Below are 14,752 nucleotides of genomic sequence, written 5' to 3'. Positions count from 1 at the left end.
TATTGCCTCGCTAAATTATTGCGGCGAGGTGTCCAGCGGCTCTGGCGTCGGTACCGGAACGGTTTCCACGCCATCGACATCCTTCTGAATCTGGTCCAGCAAGGAGCCTGGTTTGGCTGGTTTTTCAGCTTCTGGCTTCTCGGCGTTTTCAGCAGGCGCGGTGACGGTGGTGCCACTGTCCTTGCCGAGAATGGCTTCGTCACGGCTCACACCCGGCATGAAGTCACCGGACAAGCTGACAAGCTGGTCGTTTGAGTTGAAAATAACGCTGACGCGTTCCTGTTGGCGTTCACCGCCACCCGGTTGCAGGCTGTACAGATAATCCCAGCGATCGGCATGGAACGTGTCGGCAAGCAGAGGGTTGCCCATGATAAACCGTACTTGCGGCCGGGTCATTCCCGGGCGTAACTGGTCTATCATGTCCTGCGTGACGACATTGCCCTGCTGGATGTCGATTTTGTAAACCCCGGGGAATGAACAACCGGCGAGTGCGAGCAGTCCCACAAAGGTGAAACTGGTTAGCAAGAGCTTGGTGTTTTGCATCGGTGGGCGACTTCCACTATCTTGGCTGGGACAACGTAAACGCCGATCATACCCGCATTAAGAGAAGCTGCGAAGCAGCATCGCGAGAAAGCTGACCATGGTTGAAAATAGCGAACTACGCAAAGCCGGCCTCAAAGTGACCCTGCCACGGGTCAAGATCCTGCAAATGCTCGACTCCACCGAGCAGCGCCACATGAGTGCCGAGGACGTCTACAAGGCGTTGATGGAAGCTGGCGAGGACGTCGGTCTGGCCACGGTTTACCGTGTCCTGACCCAGTTCGAAGCGGCCGGCCTCGTGGTCCGCCACAACTTCGACGGCGGCCACGCGGTCTTCGAACTGGCTGACGGTGGCCACCACGACCATATGGTCAACGTGGAATCGGGTGAAGTCATCGAGTTCTTCGACGAAGAAATCGAAAAACTTCAGAAATCGATCGTCGAGAAGCATGGCTTCGAAATGGTTGATCACAACCTGGTGTTGTACGTACGCAAGAAAAAGTAAGCATGTCGCGCGAATTTCACATTCGCGAAACGAACGAAGGCGACCCAAGGGTCGCCTTCGTGCTTTCTGCTGTCGGTCAGGCCTTGGCCGTCACTACCATTTTTTTCGCATGGGCCAAGGATTCCTTGGTCAGATCGATGCCGCCGAGCATGCGCGCGACTTCTTCGATACGTTCGTTCTTGCTCAGCTTCGCGACAGCGGTGTGAGTGGCTTTTTCATCGCGTACCTTGTGCACGAACAGGTGCTGATGCCCCTGCGCGGCGACTTGCGGCAAGTGCGTCACGGTCAGCACCTGGCCGCGCTCGCCAAGGCGCCGCAACAATTGGCCAACAATCTCGGCCGTTGGCCCGCCAATACCGACGTCTACTTCGTCGAACACCAGCGTCGGCACGCGGGACGTCTGTGCCGTGATCACCTGAATCGCCAGGCTGATCCGTGAAAGCTCGCCGCCAGAAGCGACTTTTGCCAAGGCTTTGAGCGGTTGGCCAGGGTTGGCGCTGACCAGCAATTCAACCTGCTCCAGGCCGTTGGGTTGCAATTCGTCGCCATTGTTGGCTTTCAATTCAATAGTGAATCGACCGCCGGGCATGCCCAGACGCTGGATTTCCTGTTCCACCGCGCTGGCGAGACTGCCGGCTGCCTGATGGCGCAGATCGCTCAGCTCACGCGCTTTCTCTTGATAATGACGGGCATAAGAGGCCAGCTCTTCACCCAGGCGCTCGATGGATTCGTCATTGGCACTCAGTGTTTCGATTTCATCCAGCAGTTTCTGCTGCATTTCACCGACCTCGGTCGGCTGGATGCGGTGCTTGCGCGCCAGTGTGTAGATGGCGTCGAGTCGTTCTTCCAGATATTGCAGGCGCGCCGGATCGGCATCGAAATTATCGAGAAAGCGGTTGAGCTCGCCGACGGCTTCTTCAACCTGGATCTGTGCACTGGTCAGCAGGCTGCTGGCTTCGCCCAGCGCGCCGGCGGAATGATTGACGCTCGACAGGCGGTTGAGGCTGGCGGTCAGCGCATTCAGCACATTGCCCGAATCGCTTTCACTGCACTGTTCGACCACTTGGCGGCAGATACCCAGCAAGGTTTCGGCGTTGGTCAGGTTCTTGTGTTCCTGCTCCAGTTGCTCCAGTTCGTTCTCGCCGAGGCCAAGGTTTTCCAGCTCTTCAAGTTGATAACTGAGCAACTGATGCCGGGCGCGTTGTTCGTCGCCGGAGTTGGACAGACGCTCCAGTTCCTGACGAGTCTGGCGCCAGCGCTGGGCGGCAAGCTGCACCTGACGGGCGAGATCGGTGGCGCCGGCATACTCATCCAGCAAGCGCCGGTGGGTATCGGTTTTCAGCAGCGACTGATGTTCATGCTGGCTGTGGATATCGATCAGCAGTTCGCCAAGCGACTTGAGATCGCCAAGCGGGCAAGGCGTGCCATTGATATAGCCGCGCGAACGACCTTCGGAGGTGATGACCCGGCGCAGAATGCACGGGCCGTCGATGTCCAGATCGCGCTCGGCCAGCCAGGCGCTGGCTTCCGGGATGTCGGCCAGATCGAACGTCGCCAGGATATCGGCCTTGTCGGCGCCCGGGCGCACCACGCCGCTGTCGGCGCGATCGCCGAGAGTGAGGCCCAGCGCGTCGAGCATGATCGACTTGCCGGCGCCGGTTTCCCCTGTGATCACGCTCATCCCGCGATCGAGTTCGAGATCGAGATGTTCAACGATGGCGTAGTTGTGTACGGACAGGTGCACCAGCATAAAGGCCGCTCCCAGGCTTGAGGTCTGGTTATTTATACAGTGTTTTGTTCGAGCCTGACAATGCCCCTGCTTAGGTCGATTCGCTTGGTCGAAAAACTTTCTTAGCGCGTTCGAGAATGACTAATCAGCACTTTTTTGTAGGGACAATCGAATCCAGCCCTTGAAGCCTGATTTTGCGGCCCCATATATCGGGGCAGAAGCGCGAGTCAGGCTCGCGGACGTAATTGAAAGGAGAATTCTATGGCTGACGAATCGACAGTAGATCCGCAAAACCCAGAAGCCAATCAGGCGCCCGAAGGTTCGGGTGACGACCTGGCGACCCGTGTACAAGTGCTCGAAGAGCAATTGGCCGCCGCGCAGGATCAGTCTCTGCGTGTAGCTGCCGATCTGCAGAACGTCCGTCGCCGTGCCGAACAGGACGTCGAGAAGGCGCACAAGTTTGCCCTGGAAAAATTCGCCGGCGACCTGCTGCCTATCGTTGACAGCCTGGAGCGCGGCCTCGAGCTGTCGAGCCCGGACGACGAAAGCATCCGCCCGATGCGCGAAGGCATCGAGCTGACGCTGAAAATGTTTCACGACACCCTCAAGCGTTATCAGCTGGAAGCGATCGACCCGCATGGCGAACCGTTCAACGCCGTTCAGCATCAGGCCATGGCCATGCAGGAAAGCGCTGACGTCGAGCCGAACAGCGTGCTGAAGGTGTTCCAGAAAGGCTACCAGCTCAACGGTCGCCTGTTGCGCCCGGCCATGGTTGTGGTCAGCAAGGCGCCTGCGCCAGTTTCGCCTTCGATTGACGAGCAGGCTTGAAATTAGCCGCAAGGCCCCCATTTAGAAGTCAAGCGTTTAAGTATTACCGCAGTCAGCCACCACTGTTGCGGCAAAAAAATCCAAAGTTTCGGGAGAGTGAACATGGGCAAAATTATCGGTATCGACCTGGGGACTACCAACTCCTGCGTCTCCGTGCTGGAAAACGGCAAGGCCAAAGTTATTGAAAACGCTGAAGGCGCGCGCACCACGCCGTCGATCATCGCTTACGCCAACGATGGCGAAATTCTGGTAGGTCAGTCGGCCAAGCGTCAGGCAGTGACCAACCCGCACAACACCCTGTACGCCGTAAAGCGTCTGATCGGTCGTCGTTTCGACGAAGAAGTTGTGCAGAAAGACATCCAGATGGTCCCTTACAAGATCGTCAAGGCTGACAACAATGACGCCTGGGTTGAAGTGAACGGCCAGAAAATGGCGCCGCCACAAATCTCGGCTGAAATTCTGAAAAAGATGAAGAAGACTGCCGAAGACTACCTCGGCGAAGCAGTGATCGAAGCGGTGATCACCGTTCCGGCCTACTTCAACGACAGTCAGCGTCAGGCGACCAAAGACGCCGGCCGCATCGCGGGTCTGGACGTAAAACGTATCATCAACGAACCAACCGCAGCTGCTCTGGCTTACGGTATGGACAAGGCCAAGGGCGATCACACCGTGATCGTTTATGACTTGGGTGGCGGTACTTTCGACGTATCCGTGATCGAGATCGCTGAAGTTGACGGCGAGCACCAGTTCGAAGTGTTGGCCACCAACGGCGACACGTTCCTGGGCGGTGAAGACTTCGACATTCGTCTGATCGACTACCTCGTTGACGAATTCAAGAAAGAAAGCGGCATGAACCTCAAGGGTGACCCGCTGGCCATGCAGCGCCTGAAAGAAGCCGCTGAGAAAGCCAAGATCGAGCTGTCGTCCGCTCAGTCGACCGACGTCAACCTGCCGTACATCACTGCAGATGCCACCGGTCCTAAGCACCTGAACGTGAAGATTTCGCGTGCCAAGCTCGAAGCGCTGGTTGAAGACCTGGTTCAGCGCACCATCGAACCTTGCCGTATCGCTATGAAAGACGCCGGTATCGACGTTGGCGCGATCAACGACGTGATTCTGGTCGGCGGTCAGACCCGTATGCCGCTGGTGCAAAAGCTGGTAACCGATTTCTTCGGTAAAGAAGCTCGTAAAGACGTCAACCCGGACGAAGCTGTTGCCATGGGTGCTGCTATTCAGGGCGCCGTTCTGGCCGGTGACGTGAAAGACGTTCTGCTGCTCGACGTCAGCCCGCTGACTCTGGGTATCGAAACCATGGGTGGCGTGATGACCGCGCTGATCGAGAAAAACACCACGATTCCTACCAAGAAATCGCAAGTGTTCTCGACTGCCGACGACAACCAGGGCGCTGTGACCATTCACGTTCTGCAGGGCGAGCGCAAGCAAGCCGCACAGAACAAGTCGCTGGGCAAGTTCGACCTGGCCGACATTCCACCTGCTCCACGTGGCGTGCCGCAGATCGAAGTGACCTTCGACATCGATGCTAACGGCATCCTGCACGTAGGTGCGAAAGACAAGGCCACCGGCAAGACTCAGTCGATCGTGATCAAGGCCAACTCCGGTCTGTCCGACGAAGAAATCGAGCGCATGGTGCGTGACGCCGAGGCGAATGCCGAGGAAGACCGCAAGTTCGAAGAGCTGGCTGCTGCCCGTAACCAGGGCGACGCACTGGTTCACTCGACTCGCAAGATGGTCGCTGACGCCGGTGACAAAGTGACTGCCGAAGAGAAGACTGCAATCGAAGCTGCTGTAGTTGCCCTCGAAGCCGCTGTTAAAGGCGACGACAAGGCTGCCATCGAAGCCAAGGTTGAAGAGCTGTCGAAAGTCTCCGCTCCGGTTGCGCAGAAGATGTACGCCGAACAGGCTCAGCCAGCTGATGGCGCAGCCCCGCAAGGCGAGTCGGCCGAGAAGGCTGATGATGTTGTCGATGCAGAGTTCGAAGAAGTAAAAGACCACAAGTAAGTTGTTGGTCGTCCGGTTGACTGCCTTGCGGCGGTGACTGGTAGGATGTCGCCGCGCGGGAGCTTGCTCCCGCGTTGGCGTATCTGGAATACGCGAATTTTTACAGCATGCGACAACGCTCGGATGCTGTCGGTATGGCTGAAGATGCTCCTGCTTTTCATGCCGCAAATACCGATGAATCAAGACCAGGATCGTTGAATTGACGTGAGTTGGGTCCGGGCCTTCATGGGGGCTCAACGAGTTTGGCGAGGCTCAGGAGGGGTTTGCCGAACGTCCTTAAGAGTGCAAAGAACTTATGGCAAAGCGTGACTATTACGAAGTATTGGGTGTCGAGCGAGGCACGAGCGAAGCCGACCTGAAGAAGGCCTATCGCCGCCTGGCAATGAAGCACCACCCTGACCGTAATCCGGGCGACAAAGCTTCGGAAGAGGCGTTCAAAGAGGCCAACGAGGCCTATGAAGTGTTGTCCGACGCCAGCAAGCGCGCGGCCTACGACCAGTACGGTCATGCCGGCGTCGACCCAAGCATGGGTGGCGGTGGTGCCGGCTTCGGCGGGCAGAACTTCTCCGATATTTTCGGCGACGTCTTCAGTGACTTCTTCGGCGGCGGTCGCGGCGGTTCCCGTGGCGGCGCTCAGCGTGGCAGCGATTTACGCTACACCCTGGAGCTGAATCTGGAAGAAGCAGTGCGCGGCACCTCGGTGAATATCCGTGTGCCGACGCTGGTCAACTGCAAGCCGTGCGATGGCTCGGGCGCGAAGAAAGGCTCGTCGCCGTCGACCTGCCCGACCTGTGGCGGTATCGGTCAGGTGCGCATGCAGCAGGGCTTCTTCTCGGTGCAGCAAACCTGCCCGCGCTGCCATGGCCAGGGCAAGATCATTTCCGATCCGTGCGATTCGTGCCACGGTGACGGTCGCGTCGAAGAGTACAAAACCCTGTCGGTCAAAGTGCCGGCCGGCGTCGATACCGGCGATCGCATTCGTCTGTCCGGCGAAGGCGAGGCGGGGACGCAGGGTGGTCCGACGGGCGATCTGTACGTGGTCATCAATGTTCGCGAACACGACATCTTCCAGCGTGACGGCAAGCACCTGTTCTGCGAAGTGCCAATCAGCTTCGTCGACGCAGCACTGGGCGGCGAGCTGGAGATTCCGACCCTCGACGGTCGGGTCAAACTGAAAATCCCTGAAGGCACCCAGACCGGCAAGCAGTTCCGCGTGCGTGGCAAAGGTGTGGCGCCGGTGCGTGGCGGTGGTGCGGGCGACTTGATGTGCCGCGTTGCGGTCGAGACGCCGGTCAACCTGAACCGTCGTCAGCGTGAGCTGCTGGAAGAATTCCGCAGCTCGCTGGCCGACGACAACAGTCATTCGCCGAAAACCACCGGTTGGTTCGACGGTGTGAAGCGTTTCTTCGGCGATCTGTAAGGAGTCGGCATGCGACGTATAGCTGTGATGGGCGCTGCTGGGCGCATGGGCAAGATTCTGGTCGAGGCCGTGCAGCAGCGCGCGCCGCTGACCGGTCTGACGGCCGCGGTGGTTCGTCCCGGCAGTACGCTGATCGGTGTCGACGCCGGTGAGCTGGCTTCGCTGGGGCGCATCGGTGTGCCGTTGTCCGGGCATATCGAAGCCGTGGCGGAAGAGTTCGATGTGCTGATCGACTTCACGCTGCCGGAAGTGATGCTGAAAAATCTGGCGTTCTGCCGCAAGGCGGGCAAGGCCATGGTTATCGGCACCACCGGGCTGGATGCAGCGCAGAAGCAGTTGCTGGTCGAGGCGGGCAAGGACATTCCGATCGTCTTCGCGGCCAACTTCAGCGTCGGCGTCAATCTGTCGCTGAAGCTGCTCGACATGGCGGCGCGTGTCCTTGGTGATGAAGCGGACATCGAAATCATCGAAGCGCATCACCGGCACAAGATCGATGCGCCGTCGGGTACGGCCTTGCGCATGGGTGAGGTCATCGCCAGTGCGCTGGATCGTGATCTGCAGAAAGTTGCGGTCTACGGTCGCGAAGGTCATACCGGTGCCCGTGAGCGTGAAACCATCGGTTTCGCCACCGTGCGCGGTGGCGACGTGGTGGGTGATCACACCGTGTTGTTCGCCTGCGAGGGCGAGCGTCTGGAGATCACGCACAAGGCCTCGAGCCGCATGACTTTCGCCAAAGGTGCGGTTCGTGCTGCGCTGTGGCTGGACGGTCGTGAGCCGGGTCTTTACGACATGCAGGACGTACTCGAGCTGCGTTGATGCAATGCTGAACCCGGTGCAAACGCCCTGTTTGCGCCGGTTTTTCTCCGCTTGGCGACGACCTGTCGCATTCTCCGGCCTTTAGGGCTCTTTAGCGGTGGACCAAAAAAGCCTTTTTCTGTAAGCTACAGCTTTAGTGTGTCCACTAAAAGCGCGCAGAATAATTCAGTGAAGAAGCGGGGTGACGTGTCCATACGTCACTCCGCTTTTTTACAACCTGCGATCGCCCTTTCATGCGTTATTTACGGGAGGTCTTCTTGACTAAGCCAGCCATACTTGCCCTTGCTGATGGCAGCATTTTTCGCGGCGAAGCCATTGGAGCCGACGGTCAGACCGTTGGTGAGGTGGTGTTCAACACCGCAATGACCGGCTATCAGGAAATCCTTACCGATCCTTCCTACGCCCAACAGATCGTTACCCTGACTTACCCGCACATCGGCAACACCGGCACCACGCCGGAAGACGCCGAGTCCGACCGCGTCTGGTCCGCTGGCCTGGTCATCCGTGACCTGCCGCTGGTAGCGAGCAACTGGCGTAACACGATGTCACTGTCCGATTACCTGAAAGCCAATAATGTTGTGGCGATCGCCGGTATCGACACCCGTCGTCTGACCCGCATCCTGCGTGAAAAGGGCGCGCAGAACGGCTGCATCATGGCCGGTGACAACATCTCCGAAGAAGCCGCCATCGCTGCTGCGCAAGGCTTCCCGGGCCTGAAGGGCATGGACCTGGCGAAAGTCGTCAGCACCAAGACCCAATACGAATGGCGCTCGACCGTCTGGGACCTGAAAACCGACAGCCACGCGACCATCGACGCTTCCGAGCTGCCGTATCACGTGGTGGCCTTTGACTACGGCGTCAAGGTCAACATCCTGCGCATGCTGGTCGAGCGCGGCTGCCGCGTCACCGTGGTGCCTGCCCAGACCCCGGCGGCCGATGTCCTGGCGCTGAAGCCGGACGGCGTGTTCCTGTCCAACGGCCCGGGTGACCCGGAGCCATGCGACTACGCAATCCAGGCGATCAAGGACGTGCTGGAAACCGAAATTCCGGTATTCGGCATTTGCCTCGGCCACCAGTTGCTGGCTCTGGCCTCCGGCGCCAAGACCGTGAAAATGGGCCACGGCCACCACGGTGCCAACCACCCGGTGCAAGATCTGGACACGGGTGTGGTGATGATCACCAGCCAGAACCACGGTTTTGCGGTCGACGAAGCCACCCTGCCGGGCAATGTGCGCGCGATCCACAAATCGCTGTTCGACGGCACCCTGCAAGGCATCGAGCGCACCGACAAGAGCGCGTTCAGCTTCCAGGGCCACCCTGAAGCGAGCCCGGGCCCGAACGACGTCGCGCCACTGTTCGACCGCTTCATCAACGAGATGGCCAAGCGACGCTAAGCGTTCGCCTTGAGACTGTAGAGAGAAGCCCTCGAGGGCGGCCCCGGCACCGGTGGCCCCTTCGGGACTTCAGAAATCGATCAAGACGGCTTGCCGACTGACCTGCGGATTTGAGTGACAACCCATGCCAAAACGTACAGACATTAAAAGCATCCTGATTCTCGGCGCTGGCCCGATCGTTATCGGCCAGGCCTGCGAATTCGACTACTCCGGCGCCCAGGCTTGCAAAGCCCTGCGCGAAGAGGGTTACCGCGTCATCCTGGTGAACTCCAACCCGGCGACCATCATGACCGACCCGGACATGGCCGACGCCACTTACATCGAGCCGATCAAGTGGCAGACCGTTGCCAAGATCATCGAGAAAGAACGTCCGGACGCCGTATTGCCAACCATGGGCGGCCAGACCGCTCTGAACTGCGCCCTGGACCTGGAGCGCGAAGGCGTTCTGGAGAAGTTCGGCGTGGAAATGATCGGCGCCAACGCCGACACCATCGACAAGGCTGAAGATCGTTCGCGTTTCGACAAGGCGATGAAATCCATCGGCCTGGCGTGCCCGCGCTCCGGTATCGCGCACAGCATGGAAGAAGCCAACGCCGTCCTCGAGACGCTGGGCTTCCCGTGCATCATCCGTCCGTCCTTCACCATGGGCGGCACCGGTGGCGGTATCGCGTACAACCGTGAAGAGTTCGAAGAAATCTGCGCCCGTGGTCTGGACCTGTCGCCGACCAAAGAGCTGCTGATCGACGAATCGCTGATCGGCTGGAAAGAATATGAAATGGAAGTTGTCCGCGACAAAAAGGACAACTGCATCATCGTCTGCTCGATCGAAAACTTCGACCCGATGGGCGTGCACACCGGCGACTCGATCACCGTGGCGCCAGCCCAGACCCTGACCGACAAGGAATACCAGATTCTGCGTAACGCCTCGCTGGCGGTACTGCGCGAGATCGGCGTCGAGACTGGCGGTTCCAACGTTCAGTTCGGCATCTGCCCGAACACCGGCCGTATGGTCGTGATCGAAATGAACCCGCGTGTTTCGCGTTCCTCGGCGCTGGCTTCGAAAGCCACCGGTTTCCCGATTGCTAAAGTCGCGGCCAAGCTGGCTGTGGGTTACACCCTCGACGAACTGTCGAACGACATCACCGGCGGCAAGACCCCGGCGTCCTTCGAACCGTCGATCGATTATGTCGTGACCAAGCTGCCACGTTTCGCTTTTGAGAAGTTCGCCAAGGCTGACGCGCGTCTGACCACTCAGATGAAGTCGGTGGGTGAAGTCATGGCCATCGGCCGGACGTTCCAGGAATCCCTGCAGAAAGCCCTGCGCGGTCTGGAAGTCGGCGTTTGCGGTCTGGACGAGAAGCTCGACCTGAGCAACCCGGAAAGCATGAGCGTGCTCAAGCGCGAGCTGACCGTGCCGGGCGCCGAGCGTATCTGGTACGTGGCTGACGCGTTCCGCGCCGGTCTGTCGGTTGAAGACATCTTCGGCATGAACATGATCGATCCATGGTTCCTGGTGCAGATCGAAGACCTGATCAAGGACGAAGAGAAGGTCAAGACCCTCGGTCTGTCTTCGATCGACCGCGACCTGATGTTCAAGCTCAAGCGCAAAGGTTTCTCCGATCAGCGTCTGGCCAAGCTGCTGGGTGTCACCGAGAAAAACCTGCGCACGCACCGTCAGAAGCTGGAAGTGTTCCCGGTCTACAAGCGCGTCGACACCTGCGCTGCCGAGTTCGCCACCGACACCGCTTACCTCTATTCGACCTACGAGGAAGAGTGTGAAGCCGCGCCGTCCGGCCGCGACAAGATCATGATTCTGGGTGGCGGTCCGAACCGTATCGGCCAGGGCATCGAGTTCGACTACTGCTGTGTTCACGCCGCTCTCGCCCTGCGCGAAGACGGCTACGAAACCATCATGGTCAACTGCAACCCGGAGACCGTTTCAACCGACTACGACACCTCCGACCGTCTGTACTTCGAACCAGTGACCCTGGAAGACGTGCTGGAAATCTGCCGCGTCGAGAAGCCGAAAGGTGTGATCGTCCAGTACGGCGGCCAGACCCCGCTGAAACTGGCTCGCGCGCTGGAAGCTGCTGGCGTGCCGATCATCGGCACCAGCCCTGACGCCATCGACCGCGCCGAAGACCGCGAGCGCTTCCAGCAAATGGTTGAGCGTCTGAACCTGCGTCAGCCGCCAAACGCCACCGTGCGCAGCGAAGACGAAGCTGTTCGCGCTGCCGCGAAAATCGGTTACCCATTGGTTGTGCGTCCGTCCTACGTACTGGGCGGCCGTGCGATGGAAATCGTTTACAAGGAAGACGAACTCAAGCGCTACCTGCGTGACGCGGTGCAAGTGTCGAACGACAGCCCCGTGCTGCTCGACCACTTCCTCAACTGCGCCATCGAAATGGACGTGGACGCGGTCTGCGACGGCAAAGATGTGGTGATCGGCGCGATCATGCAGCACATCGAACAGGCGGGCGTTCACTCCGGTGACTCCGCATGCTCGCTGCCGCCGTACTCGCTGCCGGCGCACATCCAGGACGAAATGCGCGAACAGGTCAAGAAAATGGCCCTGGAGCTGGGCGTTGTCGGCCTGATGAACGTGCAGTTGGCGCTGCAAGGCGAAGACATCTACGTCATCGAAGTCAACCCGCGCGCTTCGCGTACCGTACCGTTCGTGTCCAAGTGCATCGGCGTTTCCCTGGCGATGATCGCTGCTCGCGTGATGGCCGGTAAGACACTGAAGGAAATCGGCTTCACCAAGGAAATCATTCCGAACTTCTACAGCGTGAAAGAGGCGGTGTTCCCGTTCGCCAAATTCCCTGGCGTTGACCCGATCCTCGGCCCAGAGATGAAGTCGACCGGTGAAGTGATGGGCGTCGGCGACACCTTCGGTGAAGCGTTCGCCAAGGCTCAGATGGGTGCCAGCGAAGTGCTGCCGACCGGCGGTACCGCATTCATCAGCGTACGTGACGACGACAAGCCACTGGTTGCAGGCGTGGCCCGTGATCTGATCAACTTGGGTTTCGAAGTGGTTGCCACTGCCGGCACTGCCAAGCTGATCGAAGCCGCAGGCCTGAAAGTGCGCCGCGTGAACAAGGTGACCGAGGGTCGTCCGCATGTGGTCGACATGATCAAGAATGACGAAGTCACGCTGATCATCAACACCACCGAAGGGCGTCAGTCGATCGCCGATTCGTACTCCATTCGTCGCAATGCGCTGCAGCACAAGATCTACTGCACCACCACCATTGCTGCGGGCGAAGCGATCTGCGAAGCGCTGAAATTCGGTCCGGAAAAGACCGTGCGTCGCTTGCAGGATCTACACGCAGGATTGAAGGCATGAGCATAACCAAGTACCCAATGACTGTTCAGGGCGCTCGCGCCCTGGAAGAAGAACACGCTCACCTGACCAAGGTCGTTCGTCCGAAGCTCAGCCAGGACATCGGTACGGCCCGCGAGTTGGGTGACTTGAAGGAAAACGCTGAATACCATGCTGCCCGCGAGCAGCAGGGTATGGTTGAGGCGCGGATCCGTGACATCGAAGGCCGGATTCAGAATCAGGTCGTCATTGATGTCACGACCATCCCGCATACGGGCAAGGTGATTTTCGGCACTACCGTTGAAATCGCCAATGTCGAGACGGATGAAAGCGTCACTTACCAGATCGTGGGTGAGGATGAAGCTGACTTCAAACTCGGCAAGATTTCGGTCGGCTCGCCGTTGGCCCGTGCCTTGATTGGCAAGGAAGAGGGTGACGTAGTCGCCGTCAAAACGCCAAGCGGCGTGATCGAGTACGAGATTGTCGAAGTTCGTCACATCTGAAAGAAGGCGCCCGCTGCATGCGGGCGCCATGCTTTGGCAACTGGCCCAGATGCTTTGGGTCGGCGGGCTATGGCTGATTCATCTCGGTTTGCAGCCGGCGTTGGGCCAGATCGGCCTGGCGCCGCTGTTGGTCGACGAAGTCGCCAGTGCCTTTGAAGTGCTGGTCGTGGGTTTTGCTGCAGTCTGCGTGATCTTTCAGGCTTTGGTGCTGGTACAGGCCGAGGGCCCTGGCAGTCTATGGCGGGATTTTCGCGGGCAGGTGCTGTTGATGGCGTTGTATGCGTGTGCGATGTACGTCGCCGTGCGTGTCGGCTGGCCGGATGCGCAGCGTTGGCAGGTGTTCAGTTATCTGGTGCTGGGATTTTCCGGGCTGGTGCTGGTCATGCAGCCGGTGCCGGGCTGGAGTGGCAGGGTGCGCGAAGCACACCCTTGACCCTTGTCATCACTTGAAGCGATGAACGTTCGACAGCTGCTTGTTGACGCTGAAGTTTTTGCGATAAACCAGTGCCATCTTGCCGATGACCTGTACCAGGTCCGCTTTGCCGACCTTGCACAGTTCTGCAATGTGCGCCAAGCGCGACTCGCGATCGAGGATGTTGAGCTTGATCTTGATCAGCTCGTGATCCGCCAAGGCGCGTTCGAGTTCGGCTAGCACACCTTCAGTCAGACCGTTGTCAGCCACAGTCAGAACTGGTTTCAGATGGTGGCCAATGGATTTGTACTGTTTCTTCTGCTCTGGAGTGAGCGGCATAATCTGACCCTTTCGTCTGGATTCTGTAAAATGGCGGCCATTTTACCCGAGGGTTCGTGGATCCGCCCAACTAATCACGACCCTTATCATCGAGGTGCCCAATGGCGCGTTCCAAGACAAGCCTTGGTTGGCTGAAAAGACATGTCAACGATCCCTATGTGAAGCAGGCGCAGAAGGATGGCTACCGCTCGCGTGCGAGTTACAAACTTCTGGAAATCCAGGAGAAATACAAACTGATCCGTCCGGGCATGAGCGTTGTCGACCTCGGTGCCGCGCCTGGTGGCTGGTCGCAGGTCACCAGTCGACTGATCGGTGGGCAGGGGCGTTTGATCGCTTCGGACATCCTGGAAATGGACAGCATTCCAGACGTCACCTTTATTCACGGGGACTTCACCGAAGATTCAGTGCTTGGCCGGATCCTTGAGGCCGTCGGTAATTCGCAAGTGGACCTTGTGATTTCCGATATGGCCCCCAATATGAGTGGTACGCCTGAAGTGGATATGCCCAAGGCCATGTTCCTCTGCGAGCTGGCGCTGGATCTGGCGGAGCGGATACTCAAGCCGGGTGGCAATTTCGTCATCAAGATTTTTCAGGGCGAAGGGTTTGATGTTTATCTGAAGGATGCTCGTCGCAAATTCGACAAGATCCAGATGATCAAGCCGGATTCTTCGCGTGGCAGCTCTCGCGAGCAATATATGCTGGCTTGGGGCTACCGCGGCAACGGCGAATAAAATGTGGTTTTTCAGCGGGGCGATAGCTTTTTCATATTTTGCCCCGCGCGCATAAACGAATATTGTGTGGAAAGTGTTTCACAAAGGGTTACAGACGGCGCCTGCCAGAGTTGTAGGTAATGTAGTAAGTTAGGCCGGTGAATATCATGCGAAGCGCGCGCCAGTAGCGGAGCTTGCTTCAGAGGGTAGTTAAT

13 protein-coding genes are annotated in these 14,752 nt (G+C 58.7%); 10 read left to right on the top strand and 3 right to left on the bottom strand.

Annotated features, from left to right (window positions below):
* Positions 1-15: 15 nt before the first annotated feature.
* The gene (locus tag ACGSLL_RS19200) at positions 16-543 is read right to left on the bottom strand and encodes an outer membrane protein assembly factor BamE (RefSeq protein ID WP_093104791.1); all 528 of its coding nucleotides are present in this window, start codon (positions 541-543) and stop codon (positions 16-18) included.
* 97 nt (positions 544-640) lie between these two features.
* On the opposite strand from ACGSLL_RS19200, the gene fur reads away from it, so the two are divergent.
* Positions 641-1,045, top strand: coding sequence for a ferric iron uptake transcriptional regulator (gene fur, locus ACGSLL_RS19195; protein ID WP_016771770.1), 405 nt, complete (start codon positions 641-643; stop codon positions 1,043-1,045).
* Between the two features lie 76 nt (positions 1,046-1,121).
* Here fur and recN read toward each other — a convergent pair whose 3' ends face one another.
* Positions 1,122-2,795 carry a DNA repair protein RecN gene (gene recN / locus ACGSLL_RS19190; RefSeq protein WP_394507533.1) on the bottom strand — a complete coding sequence of 558 codons (1,674 nt, stop codon included), beginning with the start codon at positions 2,793-2,795 and terminating at the stop codon, positions 1,122-1,124.
* Between the two features lie 240 nt (positions 2,796-3,035).
* On the opposite strand from recN, the gene grpE reads away from it, so the two are divergent.
* The 8 genes from grpE to ACGSLL_RS19150 all read left to right on the top strand — a co-directional run bounded on the left by grpE (position 3,036) and on the right by ACGSLL_RS19150 (position 13,509).
* The gene (gene grpE / locus ACGSLL_RS19185; RefSeq protein WP_090281700.1) at positions 3,036-3,602 is read left to right on the top strand and encodes a nucleotide exchange factor GrpE; all 567 of its coding nucleotides are present in this window, start codon (positions 3,036-3,038) and stop codon (positions 3,600-3,602) included.
* Between the two features lie 102 nt (positions 3,603-3,704).
* Positions 3,705-5,621 (top strand): molecular chaperone DnaK, encoded by a 1,917-nt coding sequence (gene dnaK, locus ACGSLL_RS19180; RefSeq protein ID WP_394507532.1) that lies wholly within the window; start codon positions 3,705-3,707, stop codon positions 5,619-5,621.
* A gap of 295 nt (positions 5,622-5,916) precedes the next feature.
* Complete coding sequence (dnaJ, locus tag ACGSLL_RS19175) at positions 5,917-7,041, top strand: molecular chaperone DnaJ (RefSeq protein WP_090281702.1); 1,125 nt, start codon at positions 5,917-5,919, stop codon at positions 7,039-7,041.
* A 9-nt stretch (positions 7,042-7,050) separates the two neighbouring features.
* The gene (gene dapB / locus ACGSLL_RS19170) at positions 7,051-7,857 is read left to right on the top strand and encodes a 4-hydroxy-tetrahydrodipicolinate reductase (protein WP_090281703.1); all 807 of its coding nucleotides are present in this window, start codon (positions 7,051-7,053) and stop codon (positions 7,855-7,857) included.
* 257 nt (positions 7,858-8,114) lie between these two features.
* The gene (gene carA / locus ACGSLL_RS19165) at positions 8,115-9,251 is read left to right on the top strand and encodes a glutamine-hydrolyzing carbamoyl-phosphate synthase small subunit (RefSeq protein ID WP_093104784.1); all 1,137 of its coding nucleotides are present in this window, start codon (positions 8,115-8,117) and stop codon (positions 9,249-9,251) included.
* A 124-nt stretch (positions 9,252-9,375) separates the two neighbouring features.
* The gene (gene carB, locus ACGSLL_RS19160; protein ID WP_039759558.1) at positions 9,376-12,597 is read left to right on the top strand and encodes a carbamoyl-phosphate synthase large subunit; all 3,222 of its coding nucleotides are present in this window, start codon (positions 9,376-9,378) and stop codon (positions 12,595-12,597) included.
* A gap of 2 nt (positions 12,598-12,599) precedes the next feature.
* A complete protein-coding gene (gene greA, locus ACGSLL_RS19155) occupies positions 12,600-13,076 on the top strand; it encodes a transcription elongation factor GreA (RefSeq protein WP_093106947.1) in 477 nt (158 codons plus the stop codon).
* 28 nt (positions 13,077-13,104) lie between these two features.
* On the top strand, positions 13,105-13,509 hold the full coding sequence (locus tag ACGSLL_RS19150; protein ID WP_394507531.1) for an MFS transporter: 405 nt from the start codon (positions 13,105-13,107) through the stop codon (positions 13,507-13,509).
* A gap of 9 nt (positions 13,510-13,518) precedes the next feature.
* Here ACGSLL_RS19150 and ACGSLL_RS19145 read toward each other — a convergent pair whose 3' ends face one another.
* Entirely contained in the window at positions 13,519-13,827 is a 309-nt protein-coding gene (locus ACGSLL_RS19145; RefSeq protein ID WP_003221534.1) for a YhbY family RNA-binding protein, read from the bottom strand.
* A gap of 101 nt (positions 13,828-13,928) precedes the next feature.
* On the opposite strand from ACGSLL_RS19145, the gene rlmE reads away from it, so the two are divergent.
* A complete protein-coding gene (gene rlmE, locus ACGSLL_RS19140; protein WP_090281706.1) occupies positions 13,929-14,558 on the top strand; it encodes a 23S rRNA (uridine(2552)-2'-O)-methyltransferase RlmE in 630 nt (209 codons plus the stop codon).
* The last annotated feature ends 194 nt before the right edge of the window (positions 14,559-14,752 follow it).

It is taken from the genome of Pseudomonas retamae (assembly GCF_043496865.1).
Lineage (GTDB): Bacteria > Pseudomonadota > Gammaproteobacteria > Pseudomonadales > Pseudomonadaceae > Aquipseudomonas > Aquipseudomonas retamae.
Note: the sequence above shows the minus strand (reverse complement) of the source record. Positions and strands in the feature narration are given on the sequence as shown.